The 20,338-nt window shown below is 41.6% G+C and carries 14 protein-coding genes; 3 read left to right on the top strand and 11 right to left on the bottom strand.

Features of this window, described 5'->3' with window-relative positions; translation table 11 throughout:
* Nucleotides 1-95 precede the first annotated feature (95 nt).
* The 8 genes from BGP78_RS09175 to BGP78_RS09140 all read right to left on the bottom strand — a co-directional run bounded on the left by BGP78_RS09175 (nt 96) and on the right by BGP78_RS09140 (nt 9,715).
* Nucleotides 96-1,052 carry a porin gene (locus BGP78_RS09175; RefSeq protein ID WP_119861118.1) on the bottom strand — a complete coding sequence of 319 codons (957 nt, stop codon included), beginning with the start codon at nt 1,050-1,052 and terminating at the stop codon, nt 96-98.
* Nucleotides 1,053-1,558: 506 nt separating this feature from the next.
* A complete protein-coding gene (gene fba, locus BGP78_RS09170; RefSeq protein ID WP_119861117.1) occupies nt 1,559-2,623 on the bottom strand; it encodes a class II fructose-bisphosphate aldolase in 1,065 nt (354 codons plus the stop codon).
* A gap of 176 nt (nt 2,624-2,799) precedes the next feature.
* A complete protein-coding gene (locus BGP78_RS09165; RefSeq protein ID WP_119861116.1) occupies nt 2,800-3,978 on the bottom strand; it encodes a phosphoglycerate kinase in 1,179 nt (392 codons plus the stop codon).
* A gap of 40 nt (nt 3,979-4,018) precedes the next feature.
* Entirely contained in the window at nt 4,019-5,032 is a 1,014-nt protein-coding gene (epd, locus tag BGP78_RS09160) for an erythrose-4-phosphate dehydrogenase (RefSeq protein ID WP_119861115.1), read from the bottom strand.
* Nucleotides 5,033-5,137: 105 nt separating this feature from the next.
* Nucleotides 5,138-5,770 (bottom strand): 3'-5' exonuclease, encoded by a 633-nt coding sequence (locus BGP78_RS09155; RefSeq protein WP_259386252.1) that lies wholly within the window; start codon nt 5,768-5,770, stop codon nt 5,138-5,140.
* Nucleotides 5,767-7,605, bottom strand: coding sequence for a DUF294 nucleotidyltransferase-like domain-containing protein (locus BGP78_RS09150; RefSeq protein WP_119861113.1), 1,839 nt, complete (start codon nt 7,603-7,605; stop codon nt 5,767-5,769). Before BGP78_RS09150 ends, BGP78_RS09155 begins: the two co-directional genes overlap by 4 nt.
* Nucleotides 7,606-7,717: 112 nt before the next feature.
* A complete protein-coding gene (locus BGP78_RS09145; RefSeq protein WP_119861112.1) occupies nt 7,718-9,442 on the bottom strand; it encodes a sodium:solute symporter family protein in 1,725 nt (574 codons plus the stop codon).
* A gap of 9 nt (nt 9,443-9,451) precedes the next feature.
* Nucleotides 9,452-9,715 carry a DUF4212 domain-containing protein gene (locus BGP78_RS09140; protein ID WP_010362403.1) on the bottom strand — a complete coding sequence of 88 codons (264 nt, stop codon included), beginning with the start codon at nt 9,713-9,715 and terminating at the stop codon, nt 9,452-9,454.
* A gap of 375 nt (nt 9,716-10,090) precedes the next feature.
* On the opposite strand from BGP78_RS09140, the gene BGP78_RS09135 reads away from it, so the two are divergent.
* Complete coding sequence (locus BGP78_RS09135) at nt 10,091-13,528, top strand: PAS-domain containing protein (protein WP_119861111.1); 3,438 nt, start codon at nt 10,091-10,093, stop codon at nt 13,526-13,528.
* Nucleotides 13,529-13,657: 129 nt separating this feature from the next.
* Nucleotides 13,658-14,488 (top strand): formyltetrahydrofolate deformylase, encoded by an 831-nt coding sequence (gene purU / locus BGP78_RS09130; RefSeq protein WP_119861110.1) that lies wholly within the window; start codon nt 13,658-13,660, stop codon nt 14,486-14,488.
* Nucleotides 14,489-14,570: 82 nt separating this feature from the next.
* Here purU and BGP78_RS09125 read toward each other — a convergent pair whose 3' ends face one another.
* The 3 genes from BGP78_RS09125 to acs all read right to left on the bottom strand — a co-directional run bounded on the left by BGP78_RS09125 (nt 14,571) and on the right by acs (nt 18,538).
* A complete protein-coding gene (locus tag BGP78_RS09125) occupies nt 14,571-15,779 on the bottom strand; it encodes an IS256 family transposase (protein ID WP_119861109.1) in 1,209 nt (402 codons plus the stop codon).
* A 72-nt stretch (nt 15,780-15,851) separates the two neighbouring features.
* Complete coding sequence (locus BGP78_RS09120) at nt 15,852-16,505, bottom strand: response regulator transcription factor (protein ID WP_119861108.1); 654 nt, start codon at nt 16,503-16,505, stop codon at nt 15,852-15,854.
* Nucleotides 16,506-16,597: 92 nt separating this feature from the next.
* Complete coding sequence (acs, locus tag BGP78_RS09115; protein WP_119861107.1) at nt 16,598-18,538, bottom strand: acetate--CoA ligase; 1,941 nt, start codon at nt 18,536-18,538, stop codon at nt 16,598-16,600.
* Between the two features lie 366 nt (nt 18,539-18,904).
* Between acs and BGP78_RS09110 the strand changes: the two genes are divergently transcribed.
* Nucleotides 18,905-20,068 (top strand): DcaP family trimeric outer membrane transporter, encoded by a 1,164-nt coding sequence (locus BGP78_RS09110; RefSeq protein ID WP_119861106.1) that lies wholly within the window; start codon nt 18,905-18,907, stop codon nt 20,066-20,068.
* Nucleotides 20,069-20,338: the final 270 nt, after the last annotated feature.

Genomic DNA, 20,338 nt, shown 5'->3' with positions numbered 1-20,338 from the left:
ACAAAAGGTGCTAAAAAATCGCTTAACTATTTATGTTAAGCGATTTTTTTATCAAAAATTTATGACAGGTTTATTTCAAATTTTGGGATTTTTATTTAAAAATCATAACGAAGCGTCAATGCCATATGATCCTGATCTGCCGTGTTATCTAGGCTAAATTTAGAGTACCATAAATACATCCGAGCTTGCTTTGAAAGCTTTTTCTCAACCCCGACTGAGGTTGAGTTACCAGAGTCTTCTAACTTGCCTTCTGCGCCATCAGAGTCCTGATATTGGGCTAATAGCTTGTAACTGTTAGGCAACTTATATGACGCACTCACCACAAAACTGTCAACAGAGTCATCACTGTCAACTTTCTCACTTTGTTGATACAAGCCACCTATAGTCGCATCACCAAGCTTTCCTTGAACAACAAACCGAGTAATATCTCGCCCTGCCACTTTTGTGTCTCTTGCAATACTGGCGTACATAGACGTTTTTTTCAGTTTACTATCACCATAAACCCCCGCCATAGACAACCCAGTCTCTCCATCTTGCTTACTATTGTCTTCAGCAATATAACTAACGATAAATTTCATATGATTCAGCGATGGTGATGTATATTGAATTGTATCACCTAACCGATTATCCCCAGCGAACAACGCTTTGTTGTCCGAGGTAAAATCATTCATTAAATCAACTTTACCTTGCGATTTTTTCACAGGCGTATCATTTCTTCCCACCAGCACTTCACCATACTTTCCTTTTACACCAACATACTGAGATCGCGCTGTAATATTGTCGCCACTTTTCCCATCTTTGTCATTATCAACAGGGTTTACTTCAAATTCGTATTTAAAAAATACATCAAGGCCATCATTCACTTTAGCCTTACCCTTCAAACCCATTCGAGACGCGTAGCTCTTAATTGATGTTTCATCATCATCGCCTGTGTCGCTAAACTGCAAGCCAGCATGGACTCGGCCATATACTTTAACGTCGTTTGCAAAGGTAATGTCAGATATCGCCAGTAAACTGACTGTTGATAAACACAATAGTATTTTAGTCTTCATAAGTAGCGCAGCCTCAAAAATGTGAGAGGAAAACACCAGATCCGTATGGCATTTACATAATTTTCATCTAATTTAAAAATTAGCTGCAATTTGGAATAGATCAAGTTCATGAAAAGGAACAGATCAAATTTATATCAACAATGGGGGAAAGATCAGAATAATACCAACCTGATCCAAGCTGGGATCATTATTTTACTAGCTTAAGTCTTCTATTTCGCTTAAAAAGGGTAGCTCACTCTCCCTAAACCCCGTCATAAATGCGCGTATCAAGCACGATATAAGGTGTTATGAACCTTTAATAGATCATCTTCACCGCTGCGTTAGTATAATAATGATCTCTACCTGATCTTAACATAAGTAAGTAGTAGCTCAGCGCAATAAATTATAAAATATTAATTTATATCAATACTTTAAATTCATTCTCACACTAGCTGTGTTAATAAAATAATGATCCAAAAAAAAGCCCCTTATAGGAGCTTTTATATAGAATTAACTGACGTTAGTATTTATTTGATCTGTTGCTCAAGCTCGCCTGATAAGTACTTCAAGTGCATATCATCTAACGAGATTGGCTTGATCTTATTCGCATTGCCAGCTGTACCAAATGCTTCATAACGATCAACACAAATTGCTGTCATCGCCTTTGTTGCCTCAGCCAAATACTTACGAGGGTCAAAGTTGGCTGGGTTCTCTGCCAAATGACGACGAATCGCACCAGTAGACGCTAAACGTAGATCTGTATCTATATTTACTTTGCGAACACCATGCTTGATCCCTTCGATGATCTGCTCAACAGGTACCCCATACGTTTCAGGGATCTGACCCCCATGTTCATTGATCACAGCTAACCAGTCTTGCGGTACAGATGATGAACCATGCATAACCAGATGCGTATTTGGAATACGCGCATGAATATCTTTAATACGATTAATAGCCAATATGTCGCCTGTAGGCGGGCGTGTAAATTTATAGGCACCATGGGATGTACCACAAGCAATTGCCAATGCATCAACACCTGTTTTGCTAACAAAATCGGCTGCTTCTTCAGGATCAGTAAGTAATTGATCTAAGCTAAGCTTACCAACGGCACCAATTCCATCCTCTTCACCAGCTTCACCAGTTTCCAAAGACCCTAGCACGCCAAGTTCACCTTCAACTGACACACCACATGCATGTGCCATATCTACTGTGCGTCGCGTAACATCAACATTATACTCATAACTTGAAGGTGTTTTACCATCTTCAAGCAAAGAGCCGTCCATCATTACTGATGAGAAACCAAGTTGAATTGAGCGCTGACAAATACCAGGGGATGTACCGTGATCTTGATGCATTACTACTGGAATATGAGGCCACTCTTCTACAGCAGCAAGGATCATATGACGAATAAATGGGGCACCAGCATAAGCGCGAGCTCCGGCTGAACCTTGAACAATCACAGGACTGTTTGTCTTGTCTGCCGCTTCCATAATAGCGCGCATTTGCTCTTGGTTGTTTACGTTGAAGGCAGGAACGCCATAACCATACTCGGCTGCATGATCAAGTAATTGACGCATACTGATTAAAGCCATATTGCTTTCTCCAATAGTCGATGACAGTCTCTATCATCTAGTTTGAACGGGATAATTTTATCTGTGACTACTTAGTCACCTCGCCTGCTACCGGCGAATCTATATTTATCAAATATCAAATGTGAGAGAGATATAAGACAAATAATTAGGCCAGCAAACGCTGGCCATAATTCTTTTTACACGCTAGCTCTTTTCTCAAGCATAGCCACTGCTGGTAATTTTTTCCCTTCTAAAAACTCTAAGAAGGCACCACCACCAGTCGAGATATATGAAATATTGTCTGCTACACCATATTTATCAATAGCTGCTAGAGTGTCGCCACCCCCTGCAATTGAAAATGCATCAGATTTTGCAATCGCATTAGCTATTGCCTGTGTACCGTTACCAAATTGGTCAAATTCAAAGACACCTACAGGTCCATTCCAGACCACGGTACCCGCTTGCTCAATGATTTTTGCCAACGTATTTGCGGTATTAGGACCAATGTCAAAAATCATATCTTCAGCCGTAACATCAGCAACATCTTTTATAGTCGCTACTGCTGATTCTGAAAATTCAGTACCGACAACGACATCACTTGGAACTGGAATTTCACCATTGTTCGCTTTTGCCGCCGTTGTCAGTTTATTCGCTTCAGCAATTAAATCAGCTTCAAATAATGATTTACCAACTGGGTTACCCGCAGCTGCAATAAAGGTATTGGCAATACCACCACCAGCAACCAATTGATCAACCACGGTCGACAAAGAATCTAGTACTGTTAATTTTGTTGATACCTTTGACCCGCCTACAATTGCAACTAGCGGACGCGCCGGATTATCGAGTGCTTTACCCAGTGCCTCTAACTCATTTGCTAATAGAGGCCCTGCACATGCAGTCTCGGCAAACAAGCCTACGCCATGCGTAGATGCTTGCGCACGATGAGCTGTACCAAAAGCATCCATCACATACACATCGCATAATGCTGCTAGCTGTTTCGATAATGATTCGTCATCTTTTTTCTCGCCCACGTTAAAGCGCACATTTTCAAAAACAACTACTTCGTTTTCAGCAACTTCAACACCATTCAAATACTCTTTTTCTAAGCGAACAGATTGCTCAAGTGCGTCATTAAGATAGTCAACGACAGGCTGCAATGAGTACTGCTCATCATATTCTCCCTCAATAGGGCGACCTAGATGAGACATAACCATCACTTTAGCGCCTTTTTCAAGCGCCAATTTGATAGTCGGTAAAGATGCGCGGATCCGTGCATCAGAGGTGACTTTTCCACCTTTAACCGGCACATTCAAATCTTCACGAATTAATACGCGCTTGCCGCTTAAATCTAAATCTGCCATTTTGATGACTGACATGAACATCTCCTTACTAAACGATACTTATGATTATGAACTATTACTTGGCAGCCATCATGGCTACTGAGGTGTCGAGCATTCGGTTAGCAAACCCCCACTCGTTATCACACCAAACTAATAACTTTACGAGCCTTTTGTGACTAACTCGTGTCTGCGTGCCATCAATAATACAAGAATGTGGATCATGATTAAAATCAACCGAGACCAGTGGCTCTTCGGTGTAGCTTAAGATGCCGTCTAAACGGCCGCCTGACGCTTTACTTAGTACCTGATTTATAGAATTCAAATCAACATCTTGATTGACCGTCACGCTTAAATCCATCGCGGTCACATTAATTGTCGGTACTCTCACCGCTATCGCTTCAAAACGGCCATGAAACTTAGGTAATATACGTTCAATACCCCGAGCCAGTTTTGTATCAACCGGAATAATCGACTGACTAGCAGCTCGCGTTCTACGTAAATCGCTATGATAAGCATCAATCACTTGCTGGTCATGCATTGAAGCATGGATTGTCGTGATTGCACCTGACTCAATGCCAAATGCGTCATCTAAGACTTTAATCACCGGAACAATACAATTTGTTGTGCACGACCCATTCGATACTATGGTATCGGAAAAAGACAACTCTTCGTCATTAATTCCATAGACAATGGTCGCATCAACATCGGCATCTGCAGGTTGTGAAAATAGTACTTTTTTAGCACCCGCTTTTAAATGTACACCCGCGTCTTGTCGAGAATGAAAAACACCTGTACATTCTAAAACCACATCAATATCGAGCGCTTCCCAAGGAAGGTTGCTCGGATCAGGCTCAGAAAATAATTGAATATTATCACCCGCAACGGTGAGATTAGGTGCTTGATAATCTACATCGAATGCAAACCGACCATGGGATGTATCGTATTTGAGTAAGTGTGCAACCCCTTTCGGATCTGCAAGTTCATTTACCGCAACGATTTGAATCTCGTGCTGGCGTCCAGATTCGTATAGCGAACGTACAATATTACGCCCTATACGACCAAAACCATTAATAGCCAGTTTGATTGTCATTGAATTGAAAATCCAGCCTTTAGTATAGAAGAAGGGATGTTCCCCTTTAAGATGGCGCTATTGTAATCGACCAAAGAAAAATGTCTAAGAGAAAAACAACATTTTTTACATTATTGCACTGAGTTTTTCACGATTGCCCATATTCATCGTATGGTATTGTGCCAGTAATAGCTCCGCAGTCGCAAAGGCATCGCTTAATGCATTGTGCTCATGGTGGGCAGGTAAAGCATAACGTTCACGACACGCAGTAAGTGTTAAATCACTCTGCTTTAACTGTTTTCCTTGTACTAATAAACGGTGTTTTTCAATTTTTAAAGTATCGACAATTGCTTTTGGTTGAATCACTTTCTGCTCGGCGCTTGCGGCATGCTGAATAAACGCCCAATCAAGTTGTGCATTGTGACAAACCAAAATTCGGTCATTTAACGCCTCAGCAAACGCGTCAACTAATGTACTTAAAGGTGCGCCTTGTGCGGTTAATTGAGTATTGTCTACCCCATGATAAATCGGACTTTGCAGTAAGCTGTTCACGTCACTATTTAACATATACCCCGCCGTATTTAAGTCTATTTTTAACGATTGCATCGTCACCCAGCCAGCAGACACAATCTCATGCTTTTTTGGCTCTAAGCCTGTTAACTCAAGATCTACAATCACATACTCATGTTGATCAAAGTAGCTTTGCTTCAAATGCCACGATATCCATTGCGTATGTAACCACTTACACACTCCCATCATAAACTCCCTCGAGCAAATTTAAATACACTCGCCTGTTGAGCTTGCTTTATCAAGAAAAAGGCCTCTTTAAGCTGATGTTTTTGCAACGAGGTAAGCGTGTGCGGATCAATACAATTGCTCGGGAATCCATCTCGGTCTATTTGTGTTTTTAAACGCAGTTGCGTGAGGTAACGCCAGCAGTCTTTTAAATCAAAAATATCTTTTTTACTCAATATATCAAATTGTAACAACGCATCTAGCCTCTCAAGTGTATTTGCTTTTAACACACCCGCTTTTAGAGCATATAAGCGAACTAAATCATTAATGATCACCACACCTCGATGCTTAAGATCTAGGTATTTATGATCCGCAGTCCCTTTTTCAAGTTTAAATTGATGAAATAAACCTATCGGCACAGAACTGGTGTTTATGTCAGTCGCCATCGCTGCATAAAAAAGATCATTTTTACAGATCTGATCTAACTGTGTGCATAAGTCTCGAAACAACGATGCAGATCCATCAATTAATCGCAGATCAAAGTATATTTTGCAATTGAGCATGGCTTTCGGTGTGGGAGAGCTGATCCAGTTATAAAAGCGATCCCCCCACTGGGTCACCGTGCCTCTGCACGCTTCGTTACTAGCCATTATATTACCAGGGCAGCGCCTTATGCCACACTCGACAAGATGTTCACAGACATACGCACCTAAACGGGCAAAATATACAAGTTGTTCGTCTGTTACCGCCTCTTCAAGCACTAGGCCATTGTCTTGATCTGAATGTAATGTTTGCTCTTCTCTGGCTTGAGAGCCAAAACATACCCAACAAAAGGCACAAGGCGCAATGCCATGCTCCGCTTGATATAACTGAATCAAACGAGTCGTTAATGCATCTGTCACACCACTCAGTATTTTACCTATGGCTGAAATATCATCGATTTTATTAGAAAACTGTTTGAGCAATTCAGGAAGCTCACTCGCACAGCGTTTTACTTCCAGTACACTGCGAGCTTTATAAATTTTACTAATGAGTTGTACCGGATCACTTTTTTGTAATTTAAGTAAATCGGTACTGGTGATCATTCCTTTGGGGATATACTCTTCATCTAATACGGGTAAGTGATGTATATTATGCTTCAACATTAAGTGAAGTGCAGAAAATACACGATTGTGTTCAAAAATAAACTTTGGCTTTTCTGTCATAATCGTCTGTACAGGTAAGCTAGGATCAAGCCCAACAGCCAACACTCGATTTCTTAAATCTCTATCCGTGATCAACCCCAGTAACTCACTTCCATCCGTAATGATCAAAGATGAAATACCGTGGCGTGACATAACTCTTGCCGCCTCAGTAATACTTAGCTGCGCATTTGATGTGATCACCTGCGCAGACATCATCTCATTCACTTTATATTCTGACCAATTCCGACTTCTAGACTGATAATGTGTACTTAATAAACGATTAGTGTGCGCTCTGACAAAGTGCTGTTCAAACTCTTTATACTCTCTACGTAAATAGTCAAAATCATGTTGACCCAACACGTACACCAAACCAGGGGTTGCCACTCGTAACCGATTACTAATTTTATCGCCGCTCAACAGTGAAGGAAAACCAAAGTAATCTCCTTCTGCTAACCGGGCCACCACCTCGCCTTGCGACGAGACCAAATCAAATGTGCCAGAACGCACTAAATAAAGGTTCACTTCAGTAGGATTTAGCCACTCTCCTTGAGTTTCATGCGTCACATATATCACACTTAAATGGTTTGAAAAATACGCACAAGCGGCATATGGAAGGTGACTGAACGGCATTTGTTTATGCGTAAATGCCATGACATCCTGTACATGAGCAGTCATAGTGTGATCCTGAAAAGAGACAATTTATAGCAAAGTATGCAAGGTGAGGTCACAACACGCTTTGCTATAAATTGTTAGCCCAGTAGGCTGGGCTAACAATTCCCAAGCTTAGTTAGTGTGCCTGTGCCGCTAATGATCCTTTCGGATTACGAATGCTTTCGACCATATCTTGTACTTCTTTTGGTGTGTCAGCTGTCAGCTTAAGTACTACCGCAGCCACTGCAAAATTCACAACCATACCAACAATACCGATCCCTTCAGGTGAAATACCAAACAACCAGTTCTCTGCTGAGTTGAGTTCCGGGCTCACAAATTTGAAGTAAATGATATACGCCGCGGTAAAGGTGATACCTGTTACCATGCCAGCAATTGCGCCTTCTTTGTTCATGCGTTTTGAGAAAATCCCCATAATGATCGCAGGGAAGAAACTGGCCGCAGCGAGACCAAATGCGAAGGCAACCACTGAGGCAACAAATCCGGGCGGATTAATTCCAAAGTAGGCAGAAATCACAATCGCTATCATCGCAGCAAGCCTCGCAGCTAATAGCTCTTGCTTATCATTGATATCAGGTTTTAAGGTCCGTTTTAGTAAATCATGAGACACGGATGTAGAGATCACCAATAGCAGCCCCGCAGTCGTAGACAGTGCCGCTGCAATGCCTCCGGCGGCAACCAAAGCAATAACCCACGCTGGTAAATCTGCAATTTCAGGGTTGGCTAATACCATAATATCACGGTCAATTTGCACCTCATTGGCGCTATTTGGATCACTTATCTTACCTGCCGAATAAGACATTTTTCCGTCACCGTTTTTATCTTCAAAGGTAATTAACCCAGTTCTTTCCCAATTTTTTACCCACTGTGGCGCTTCACTATAGAGTGTACCGCTGCCATCTTTACCATTAATCGTATCGACCATATTTACTCGTGCAAACGAGGCAACAGCAGGCGCTGTCGTGTACACAATAGCAATAAAAACCAATGTCCATGCTGCTGAGATCCGCGTATCTTTTACTCTCGGAACCGTAAAGAAACGAACAATAACGTGCGGTAACCCAGCCGTTCCGACCATTAATGCTGCCGTGATAGCGAATACATCAATCATACTTTTGGACCCTTCGGTATATTGCGCAAAACCGAGTTCGGCACTGAGTCCGTCCAATTTATCCAGTACATACATACCGGACCCATCTGCCAATGTCGCGCCGAAACCCGTTTGTGGTAAGAAGTGCCCAGTCATCATCAATGAGATAAAGATAGCCGGTACCAAGTAGGCAAATACCAATACACAATATTGTGCTACTTGCGTATAAGTGATCCCCTTCATGCCACCTAATACAGCATAAAAGAAGACAATAACCATACCAATGTAAACGCCCGTTTCGATATCAACTTCTAAGAATCGAGAAAAGACCACACCCACGCCTCGCATTTGCCCTGCGATATACGTGAAGCAAATAAAGATGGCACATAAAATAGCAACGATGCGAGCAACTTGAGAGTAGTAACGATCGCCGATGAAATCGGGTACCGTAAACTTACCAAACTTTCTTAAATACGGCGCTAAGCATAAAGCCAACAGGACATAGCCACCCGTCCAGCCCATCAAATAAACACCACCATCGTAACCTGCAAACGAAATGATCCCTGCCATAGAAATAAAGGATGCTGCACTCATCCAGTCTGCCGCCGTCGCCATACCATTGGCAAATGGGGGTACGCCGCCGCCAGCGACATAAAATTCATTGGTAGAGCCTGCACGCGCCCAAATTGCGATGCCGATATAAAGTGCAAAACTTAAACCAACAATAATAAATGTAAGATTTTGTACGTCCATTTTATGCCCCTACTCGTCTACGCCATATTTTTTATCTAATGAATTCATTTTGAATACATAGACAAAAATCAAAGCAACAAACGTATAAATTGCGCCTTGCTGTGAAAACCAAAAGCCCAGTTTAAAACCAAAAAAACGCACTTCATTCAGTACGTCGACCAATAAAATGCCAAAACCAAATGACACAACAAACCAAATTGCCAATAACTTAAACATCAGAGCGAGATTTTCTGACCAGTATGCTTTTGCTTGTTCTTCGTCTTTAAAAGCCATTTTTATCCCCTTTCACTTGCTCACGATTGAGCCGTGTTGGTGTTAATTGTCACTATTTACCTTAGCAACGTCATTGCAATATGAAATTGAGACCTTAGTCTTAACCTAACAGTTACGTTTACGTAAACTGGAAGTTAAGTTCAAATAAAAAACAAAAAACACCATATTTAACAATAGATTATATTAATTTTAGTCAACGGCCATATTGATGATTTAATTACAACACTATTTATAAGACATTAGTCTAAAATACGACACGAAATTCAAAATTAGTCATGTAAAACAAAAGGCTAACAACAAAATACCATAATCAACATGACGACATATTAGACAAATATGTTATGGTAGAAATACCAGCAAACAATAAGAAAAACCATGACTGTAGCTTTAACATTTGTCGCCTTGTGTTATATCGGGATTTTGTTTTGGATAGCGAATTGGGGCGACAAAACTACCCCCAATGCGCTAAAAATAAGCCATCACCCATACGTTTATGCGCTTTCTCTGGGAATTTACTGTACCTCATGGACTTACTATGGTTCTGTGGGTACTGCCGCAACCAGCAGTTGGCATTATTTACCTATTTTATTAGGCCCTGCTGTACTTTTCTTATTTGCCCATGGATTTTTGCGAAAGCTGGTATTGGTGAGCAAAAAACAAAACATTACTACCATTGCCGATTTCATTTCTGCTCGCTACGGAAAACGCCAAGCCACAGCCGTTATGGTGACGCTCATCGCATTACTGGCTACAATTCCTTATATTGCTCTACAACTCAAAGCATTAAGCAGTAGCTTTTTATTATTACAACAAGACGAAAAAGTATCTGGCACTATATTGGCGCTCACAGGCACACTCATCATGGCATTATTCGCCATCTTTTTTGGCACGCGAAAAGTGGATGTTACTGAATATCGTTCTGGGTTAATGCTGGCCGTCGCGTTTGAATCATTAATTAAACTATTGGCACTGGCCGCAGTGGCAACGCTTGCATTCATTTCACTCTACAAACAACCAGACACGCTATTGTCATTGAGCGCACATTGGCAAGATTTTGAATTTTTTAACTTTAATTTTATTGGCCAGTCACTTATGGCTGCTGCCGCGATCATCTGTTTACCTCGCCAATTTCATGTCACTGTCGTCGACAATCAAGACAGACGTCATTTGCACACTGCGCGTTGGGCATTTCCACTTTACCTATTACTAACCGCCGCAATGATCATTCCCATTGCGACTGCGGCAATACACCCAAATATTGGTTTAGGTGTTGCTGCTGATAGCTTTGTATTAGCTTTGCCTCTTATGCATGGCCATTCAATCATTACCACCTTTGTGTTTATTGGTGGGCTATCTGCTGCAACTGCCATGATCGTCGTTGCAACCCTTACGCTGAGCACCATGCTATCAAACGATGTGGTACTGCCATTACTTATCAAACGTAAATTTAGATATAACCCATTAACCAAAAACTATAAATCTCAGATCCTATTAATTCGACGCTTTATCATCGCTGCAATTTTACTATTGGCCTATTTATATCAGCAATGGTTTGGTCATGGAGAAGCTCTGGCCAACATGGGGTTAGTCGCTTTTTCTCTTGTCACACAGCTGCTTCCCGCCATTGCTTTTGGCCTATATTGGCGTAAAGGCCATGCATATGGCGTATATGCTGGATTATTTGCAGGTTTAGTCTGTTGGATATTATTTCTTATGCTTCCGGTACTCGATGCCGGTGCAATGATGAGCTATGACTTTCGTCAAAGCGTGATCACTCAAGGTACACTCATCGCTCTGTGTGCAAATGTTTGTTGCTACATTAGCTTTTCTTTGGCTGCACATGAACGGTTAATTGATAAAATTCAGGCCGCGGCTTTCGTAAACCCCAAAGAACAAGCCACATTAGCCAAACGGTTAAACAAAAATGTCAAAGCCAGCGTGTATGATTTTAAAGTGTTATTGCAAACTTTTTTAGGCGTGCAGCGCTCTAATCAATTACTTGGACATTACTCACTCAGCCACGATATTGATGACAATAATGCCCATCCAACACCTGAATTTATCGCTTATTGTGAGCGTTCTCTTACCGGTGTTTTAGGCGCTTCATCGGCTCAAGCTTTAGTTCATACCGTTGCCTCAGGCAAACAAATGGCATTTGAAGAAGTCGTTAACTTCTTTGATGAAACAACACAAGCCCTGCAATTCAATCAAAATTTACTCTATACCTCTTTAGAAAACTTAAGCCATGGTATTTCTGTTGTTGATAAAGATCTAAAACTGGTTGCTTGGAATAAACGCTACAGTGAAATGTTTAATTATCCCGAAGATTTTCTTGATGTTGGCTTACCCATTGAGAAAGTGATCCGCTTTAATGCAAATCGCGGCGAATGTGGACCAGGTGAAATAGAGCGCCAAGTGGAGAAACGAGTACAACACTTGCGTAATGGTACATCTCATCACTTTATTCGTCATCGTCTTGATGGGCAAGTATATGAAATGATAGGCAATCCCTTACCTGAAGGTGGGTTTGTCACCAGCTTTTCTGACATAACCATGCATATCGCCACACAAAATGCGCTCGAAGAAATCAATATGGACCTCGAAAACCGTATAGAAGCACGGACTCAAGAGATCAGAACCATTAACACCGATTTAGAATCACAAATAGCCAGTAGAATTGAAACCGAGCAGGCACTCATTAGTGCTAAAAAAGACGCTGAAATGGCCAATGATAGTAAAACACGTTTCCTGGCACTGGCCAGTCACGATATTTTACAACCACTCAATGCAGCAAGACTCTATCTCGCTGCTATTAACGAGCAAGTCCTAACCCCTCAAGATCAGGGAAACTTTAACAAACTGGGTGATAGTTTAGATTCAACGGTGCACCTTATGTCGGCACTCCTTGATATAGCTAAACTTGAACAAGGGGCTATGAAGCCCTCACCGCGCCATTTTGATATTGACGATATTTTAAATCCACTCGCAAACGAGTATGCAATGCTCTCAAAAGAAAAAGGGCTGATCCTGACGGTGCGTAGTGCCCACCATATAGTACACAGTGACACTACTTACTTACGCCGAATTATTCAGAACTTAGTGTCAAATGCCGTGAAATACACAGATACAGGTAAAGTACTGGTAGCCTGTCGTGCCCGTAAGCATAATTTACGCATAGAAGTGTGGGACACAGGGGCCGGCATCAGTCAGTATGAGCAAAAAAAGATTTTTAATGACTTTTACCGTGTAAAGAATGACGATAATAAAGGCGTTGGGCTCGGACTAGGTGTTGTTAAAAGACTCTGTGATTTATTATCAGTTACACTCGATGTTCGCTCCATTCAAAACAAAGGGAGCCGTTTTAGTATTGAAGTTCCTTATGGTGATTCAGCCTTAGCACCACACAGATCCGATAAACAAACGTTATTACAGAGCAACAGCGATAATAAACGCAAGTTGTCACTCATTGCGGTTGACGATGATCCTAAGAACTTATCAGCGATGGCCAGTTTATTAGATAAGTGGCAAGCAAACTACCAATTATTCAGTAACATCAATGAGGCTTTAACGTATGCACAAGAAAATAAAGCGCCTGATATGATTTTGATGGATTACCAACTCGGCGCTGACTGTGATGGCATCACGCTAATCAAAACCTTACGTGAAATTTGGCAAAATCAAGTACCCGCTGTTTTAATCACCGCAATGCGCGATCCCCAGCTAAAAGCCCAAGCTAAAGCACTCAATATTCATTATTTATCTAAACCCATAAAACCCGCAAAGCTCAGAGCATTATTAATACATCGGCATTAGAAACAGAGAAATATAAAACATTGGAAAATAAAAAATTAATAGTATGCACTCTATGAGAAATTAACATTCCCAAATGCCGAGTTTACTTTTAAAGTAGAGGGGGGATTATTCATATAGGAATGAGGAAAAATGAATTATATTTTAACAACAGAGTGTAGCGATGATGTGGGTCTCATCGCCAAAATAACTAACTTGTGTTTCGAACACACCTTGAATATTACACGCAATAATGAATTTGTAGATACCGCAGGCCAACGCTTTTTCATGCGCACAGAATTAACCGGGCAACCTAGCGATAACTTTTTAACACAGCTACGCCAACAATTGCCCTCAGGGGCAAAAGTCACCATGTATGGGGAAGAAAAAACCAAGGTTGTGCTACTTGCTACAAAAGAAGCACACTGCTTGGGTGGAGTGCTATTAAAGCAATTTGAGCAAGCACTAAATATTGAAATACTCGCTGTAGTAGCCAATTACCCAGACTTAGCGCCATTGGTTGAAGGGTTTGGCGTACCTTATCACTTTATCTCACACGAAGGGCTTTCGCGAGCCGAGCATGATAAAGCTGTTGGCGACTTAGTTGAAAGTTACAAACCAGACATCATCGGCTTAGCGAAATATATGCGTATTCTTAGCCCTGAGTTTGTCGCCCGTTTTAATAATAAAATTATCAACATCCATCACTCATTTCTTCCGGCGTTTATTGGTGCAAAGCCTTATCATCAAGCCTTTGAAAGAGGAGTTAAAATCATTGGCGCAACGGCGCACTTTGTTAACGATGAGCTAGATGAAGGGCCAATCATTGCACAAAATGTGACGCAGGTTAGTCATGCAGATACAGCACAAGCAATGGCAAAGATGGGACGAGACATCGAAAAAACAGTATTTTGCAAAGCACTTCAATTAGCATCGGAGCACAAAGTGTTTATCAACGGCAACAAAACGGTCGTTTTTAGCTGAAAAAATTGGCAATGAAGTGCGACTATGACACTTCATTGCTTACGTTTTGACCCTGTAAATAATTCTGTGTAACTGCTCTTGGTTACAAGTATTCAGTTAGTCGGTCTTCAAACATAATCATAAAACGGTTTAGAGCTTGCTTCCAGTGATGAATAGGCATTGTCCACCTCTTGGAAGCATCCATTATCGCTAAGTACACCACCTTGCTAGCGGATTCATCTGTCGGGAACAGTTTACGTTTCTTGGTCGCTTTTCTGATCACACTGTTCAGAGATTCAATAGCATTTGTCGTGTAGATAGCTTTACGAATATCTTGAGGGTAGCTAAATAGAGTGTTGAGATTATCCCAATGAGCCGTCCAGGAGCGACTGATTTGAGGGTACTTTTCATCCCATTTATCACCAAAGCGCTCTAACGCCAACAGGGCTTCATCTTCCGTTGTTGCTTGATAGATTTCTTTTAAGTCAGTGGTAATTGCCTTGTAGTCTTTCCATGGGACGTATTTCATTGAGTTTCGCACCATGTGTACGATACAGAGCTGAATTTGAGTTTTTGGATAAACGGCATTGATGGCATCAGGAAAGCCCTTGAGGCCATCAACACACGCGATGAGGATATCATTCACACCTCGATTTTGAAGCTCGGTGAGTACGCTAAGCCAGAACTTCGCTCCTTCGGTTTCGGACATCCACATCCCAAGAAGTTCTTTCTGACCTTCCATATTTACGCCAAGTGAGAGATAAATGGCTTTGTTGATAACCTGCTTATTCTGGCGTACTTTCACGACGATGCAATCAAGATAAACGATGGGATAGACCACATCAAGCGGGCGAGATTGCCACTCAACCACTTGTTCTAAAACAGCATCTGTAACTTTAGATATTAGACTGGCGGAGATATCCGCATCGTACATTTCTTTGAATGTTGCGACGATTTCACGGGTGGTCATTCCTTTGGCATATAGGCTTAAGATCTTGTCGTCCATCGATTGAAATCGGGTTTGATGTTTACGAACAAGCTTGGGTTCAAAGGACGCGTCACGGTCACGAGGGACTTCTAACTGGATCTCACCATCGTCTGTAATTAGGCGTTTAGATGAGTAGCCATTTCGACTGTTACTATCGTTAGTTGGTGAGTTTTTTTCGTAACCGAGGTGCTCATTAAGTTCAGCATTTAAGGCTGTCTCAACCGTCACCTTGGTTAACATTTTCCTAAAGTCATCAAGATCAGAAGGAGTCTTAATCGACTTAGCTGCTTCGCGAGCGAAGGCTTCTAGAGCTTTCTTATCCATATTGCTTATCCTCAGCCATTACTGGCTTAATTATAAGCAGATACACAATTTAAATTACAGGCTCTACGTTTTTTACGACATGGCTTCAACAGGTTCAAGTTGCAGTTTTGAAGCTATTAATACTGCTTGGGTACGATTATAAACACCTAACTTTCTGAAGATAGCGGTAATATGTGCTTTTACTGTGGCTTCTGATATATGCAACTCAAACGCAATTTGTTTATTCAATAAGCCTTCATGTAAATAACGCAGTACTTTATACTGCTGAGGCGTCAATGAGGCAACCTGTTGCGCAACTTCTTTGTCTTCTATTTCTAACCCTGACACTTTGTCTTTAATTGATGCGGGTAACCAACTATCTCCTTCGAGTACGTGCTCAATTGCTCGAGCAATATCCTGTGATGAAGATGCTTTCGGAATAAAGCCCATGGCACCATAACCCATCACTTTTGAAATGATGGCCAAGTCTTCGCTGCCTGAAATAACAACAATAGGTAAGCTGGGGTAATCTTCTCTTATTCGGATCAAGCCATACAAATCCCCACTACCGGGCATATGTAAGTCTAACAAGAGTAAATCTAACTCTTCCTGAGAGGATAAAACTGATAACGTTGTCTCGAAGTTTTCCGACTCAAAAACCTCTAAACCTTCAAATTGAGTTTGAAGTGCGCCTTTCAAAGCCTCCCTAAATAAAGGGTGATCATCCGCGATTAAAAACTGATTCATGCTTTACTCCTAAAATTTCGGCTGTCATCTGAAAGAGGACAGCCGATATAGTACGTTTAGAATCCAATGAAATTCAAGTTTTTAACGCAATATTAACGATTCAACCTGTTTTCAATCAATTCATCTACCACACTCGGATCTGCTAACGTAGAGGTATCTCCTAGCTGTTGATACTCATTTGCTGCGATCTTACGTAAAATACGACGCATAATTTTGCCTGAACGTGTCTTAGGCAAACCCGGTGACCATTGGATCATATCCGGCGAAGCGATGGGACTTAATTCCTTACGAACCCAATTTCTGACTTCTTTTGTCAACGCATCGCTTATCTCAATGCCTTCATTTGGCGTGACATAAACATAAATACCTTGTCCTTTTATCTCATGAGGGTAACCCACAACAGCCGCTTCAGCTACCGCTTCATGTGCAACGAGCGCACTTTCTATTTCCGCAGTACCAAGACGGTGACCTGAGACATTAAGTACATCATCTACACGTCCTGTGATCCAGTAATAGCCATCTTCATCACGACGACAGCCATCACCTGTAAAGTAAACCCCAGGGTATGCAGAGAAGTAAGTTTGCTCAAAACGCTCATGATCGCCATAAACGGTACGAGCCTGAGATGGCCACGAATCTAGGATCACCAAGTTACCATCCGTTGCGCCTTCAAGTGTGTCACCTTGCGCATCAAATAGCGCTGGTGCAATACCAAAGAAAGGTCGAGTCGCTGAGCCTGGTTTCATATCTGTCGCACCAGGCAATGGTGTGATCATGATGCCACCGGTCTCAGTTTGCCACCAAGTATCTACGATTGGGCATGTACTATTACCAATGCTTTCGTAATACCAAGTCCATGCTTCAGGGTTAATGGGTTCACCCACTGAGCCCAAAACTCTTAAGCTTGAGCGATTTGATGTTGCAGTAGGTTCATCGCCTTTGGCCATAAGTGCACGAATAGCCGTTGGTGCCGTATATAAAATAGTGACGTTATGTTTATCAACTATTTCACCCATACGACCTGCTGTCGGATAGGTAGGCACGCCTTCAAATATAACTTGAGTACACCCATTAACAAGCGGACCATATGCGATATAACTGTGGCCTGTTATCCAACCCACATCCGCACTACACCAATAGACATCCTCAGCTTTTAGGTCGAAAACATATTCATGGGTCATTGATGAATAAACTAAATAGCCCCCAGTTGTATGAACAACGCCTTTAGGCTGACCCGTAGAGCCCGAAGTATATAGTATAAACAAAGGATCTTCAGCATTCATGGGGGTTGGTTCGCATGTCGCTGGCAAGTCGTTGACCAGATCATGCCACCATATATCATGTGCGTTCCACTCGACTTCCCCCCCTGTTAGTTGATGTACAATTACATGCTCTACACTGGTAACACTCTCTTGTGCAACAGCTTCATCAACATTTGCTTTTAATGGAACAGCATTGCCTCCACGGCGTCCTTCATCTGAGGTAATGACTACTTTTGCACCAGAATCTTTGATCCGGTCTGCAATCGCTGATGGAGAGAAACCACCAAATACCACAGAGTGCACTGCCCCTACTCGTGCACAAGCTTGCATCGCATATACCGCTTGTGGTGTCATTGGCATATATATCGCTACGCGATCGCCTTTTTCAACACCTAACTTTTTTAAACCATTTGCAAGCTTGGCCACTTCATCATGTAGCTGTTGATAAGTAATATTTTCACCATGTTCTGGGTTGTCGCCTTCCCAGATCAGCGCGACCTTATCAGCTTTGTCAGCTAAATGACGGTCAATACAGTTGAAAGAGGCGTTTAGCTGTCCATCTTCGAACCACTTGATATCAATATGACCTTTATCAAAAGACGTGTTCTTTACTTTGGTGTAAGGTGTCGACCAGTCTAGTCGCTGTCCATGCTCAGCCCAAAAACCGTGCGGATCCTCTATCGATTGCTTATACATTTCGTTGTATTGGTCATTATCAATAAGTGCGGCGTTCTTGATTTTTTCAGGAACAGGATAAATGCTCTGTGACATAGTCATCTCCATGGTAAATTACTTGCCGATAGGCTTTCATCAAGGATCACTCAGCTGCGCACAGGAGAGTATTAGACCTTAGTTGTATATAGCTCGAAAAGAGTTGTAATTTTGAGCAAGTAGCATTTTTGTTGAATTAAACAGCACAATCAGATAATTAACATCATAAAAGCATGAAATAACATAATTTTACATGATATACATTGTCCCCAATATCAATATAATCCCTCCCAACTTCTCATTCGTGCCACCTTAGTCTCATAGACCAATAGGTAATTGAGTAAAAATCACGCTTAATCAAAAGTGATGATGAACTCTACTTCAATAGTCGTTGCCTATTCAACGTGGCTATAAGGAACAAAAATTATGACAATAAAATATTTCGCAACAAAAACCCTTACAGCAATTGCTATTTCAGCTGCCTTAAGTGCTCCAAATTACGCTGCCGAGATAGGTAACACTAAAGTGAATTATGGTGGGTACGTCAAGTTAGATGCTATGTGGAGTGACTTCTCTGATGGCACACTGCCTAGCTCCCATATAGGTCGGGATTTTTACGTTCCGGGCACCACGCCAGTATCGGCAAGCAGTTCTGAAGATGCTGTGTTTGACATGCACGCACGTCAATCACGGTTTAACTTTTCGACGGCTACTAAACTAGCTGATGGCAGTGATATCAAAACAAAAATCGAGTTAGACTTTATTGTCACAGGCGGTGGTAATGAACGAGTTAGTAACTCGTATTCACCACGTCTAAGACAGGCGTTTATCACCTATAAAGGATGGCTATTTGGTCAAGCATGGTCAAATTTTCAAAATGTCGGTGCATTGCCTGAAACATTAGATTTTGTTGGACCTGGTGAAGGTACTGTGTTCGTACGTCAAGCAATGGTCAAATATGCCGTGGGTAATTGGTCTTTTTCTGCTGAAAACCCAGAAAGTACAATCACAACCGCGCAGCAAGGTCGAGTTGTAACAGATGACGCAAGTATGCCCGACTTTACAGCGCGTTATACCCATAAAGGTGATTGGGGAAATGTGGTCGTCAGTGCACTAGCTCGTCAGCTAACCTATAAAACAGGGGCAGCCGATGAGAGTGAAACATCGTTTGGTATTAGTGCATCAGGTAGAGTTAACTTTGGTAAGAACAACCTAAAGTTTATGCTGACACAAGGTAAAGGTCTTGGCCGTTATGTAGGCTTAAATGTTGCCAACGGAGGTGTATATGATGGTAATGAGTTACATGCTATCGATTCAACATCTGGCTTTATTGGCTATCAGCACCACTGGAACACCCAGTTTCGCTCAACATTCTTATATTCATTCTTTTCTGCCGACAATGACACGAACCTACTACCGATCTCTGGCGACCCGACAGAGTCGAGTATGAGCTACAGTGCAAACTTACTTTACTCACCGGTTAAAAAGCTGACTTTTGGTGCCGAGTACAAAGTGGGTACTCGTGAAACACAAAGCGGTTTAGAAGGAGATATCAACCGTTTACAGTTCTCAGCAAAATACGCGTTCTAAGAAAATCGATACAACTTCCAGTACTTATTATTACGCCCTAGCTAATATTAAGTGAACACTTTAAGCGGCCATTAGCGCCGCTTTTTCTATATACTATCCACCAAGTGAATGTGAGTGATAACTTTCATTACATATTGAGCCATGCTTGCCATTACCACTTTAGCCAATAAAATCTAACTCAGCATACTCAATACAAAGCACATGATGCGCCGTACAACTCATGTTTTATATCAATTCATAAATTTTGCCCATAAAAAAACCCAGTGAATA

The sequence above is a fragment of the Pseudoalteromonas sp. MSK9-3 genome, assembly GCF_003590335.1.
Classification (GTDB): domain Bacteria; phylum Pseudomonadota; class Gammaproteobacteria; order Enterobacterales; family Alteromonadaceae; genus Pseudoalteromonas.
The sequence above is the reverse complement of the archived record's forward strand: the minus strand, read 5'-3'. Positions and strand labels throughout refer to the sequence as shown.

What these genes read in the sequence shown, in the direction of transcription:
- BGP78_RS09175 (WP_119861118.1), bottom strand. Translation starts at nt 1,052, where the DNA reads ATGAAGACTAAAATACTATTGTGTTTATCAACAGTCAGTTTACTGGCG.
- fba (WP_119861117.1), bottom strand. Translation starts at nt 2,623, where the DNA reads ATGGCTTTAATCAGTATGCGTCAATTACTTGATCATGCAGCCGAGTAT.
- BGP78_RS09165 (WP_119861116.1), bottom strand. Translation starts at nt 3,978, where the DNA reads ATGTCAGTCATCAAAATGGCAGATTTAGATTTAAGCGGCAAGCGCGTA.
- epd (WP_119861115.1), bottom strand. Translation starts at nt 5,032, where the DNA reads ATGACAATCAAACTGGCTATTAATGGTTTTGGTCGTATAGGGCGTAAT.
- BGP78_RS09155 (WP_259386252.1), bottom strand. Translation starts at nt 5,770, where the DNA reads ATGATGGGAGTGTGTAAGTGGTTACATACGCAATGGATATCGTGGCAT.
- BGP78_RS09150 (WP_119861113.1), bottom strand. Translation starts at nt 7,605, where the DNA reads ATGACTGCTCATGTACAGGATGTCATGGCATTTACGCATAAACAAATG.
- BGP78_RS09145 (WP_119861112.1), bottom strand. Translation starts at nt 9,442, where the DNA reads ATGGACGTACAAAATCTTACATTTATTATTGTTGGTTTAAGTTTTGCA.
- BGP78_RS09140 (WP_010362403.1), bottom strand. Translation starts at nt 9,715, where the DNA reads ATGGCTTTTAAAGACGAAGAACAAGCAAAAGCATACTGGTCAGAAAAT.
- BGP78_RS09135 (WP_119861111.1), top strand. Translation starts at nt 10,091, where the DNA reads ATGACTGTAGCTTTAACATTTGTCGCCTTGTGTTATATCGGGATTTTG.
- purU (WP_119861110.1), top strand. Translation starts at nt 13,658, where the DNA reads ATGAATTATATTTTAACAACAGAGTGTAGCGATGATGTGGGTCTCATC.
- BGP78_RS09125 (WP_119861109.1), bottom strand. Translation starts at nt 15,779, where the DNA reads ATGGATAAGAAAGCTCTAGAAGCCTTCGCTCGCGAAGCAGCTAAGTCG.
- BGP78_RS09120 (WP_119861108.1), bottom strand. Translation starts at nt 16,505, where the DNA reads ATGAATCAGTTTTTAATCGCGGATGATCACCCTTTATTTAGGGAGGCT.
- acs (WP_119861107.1), bottom strand. Translation starts at nt 18,538, where the DNA reads ATGTCACAGAGCATTTATCCTGTTCCTGAAAAAATCAAGAACGCCGCA.
- BGP78_RS09110 (WP_119861106.1), top strand. Translation starts at nt 18,905, where the DNA reads ATGACAATAAAATATTTCGCAACAAAAACCCTTACAGCAATTGCTATT.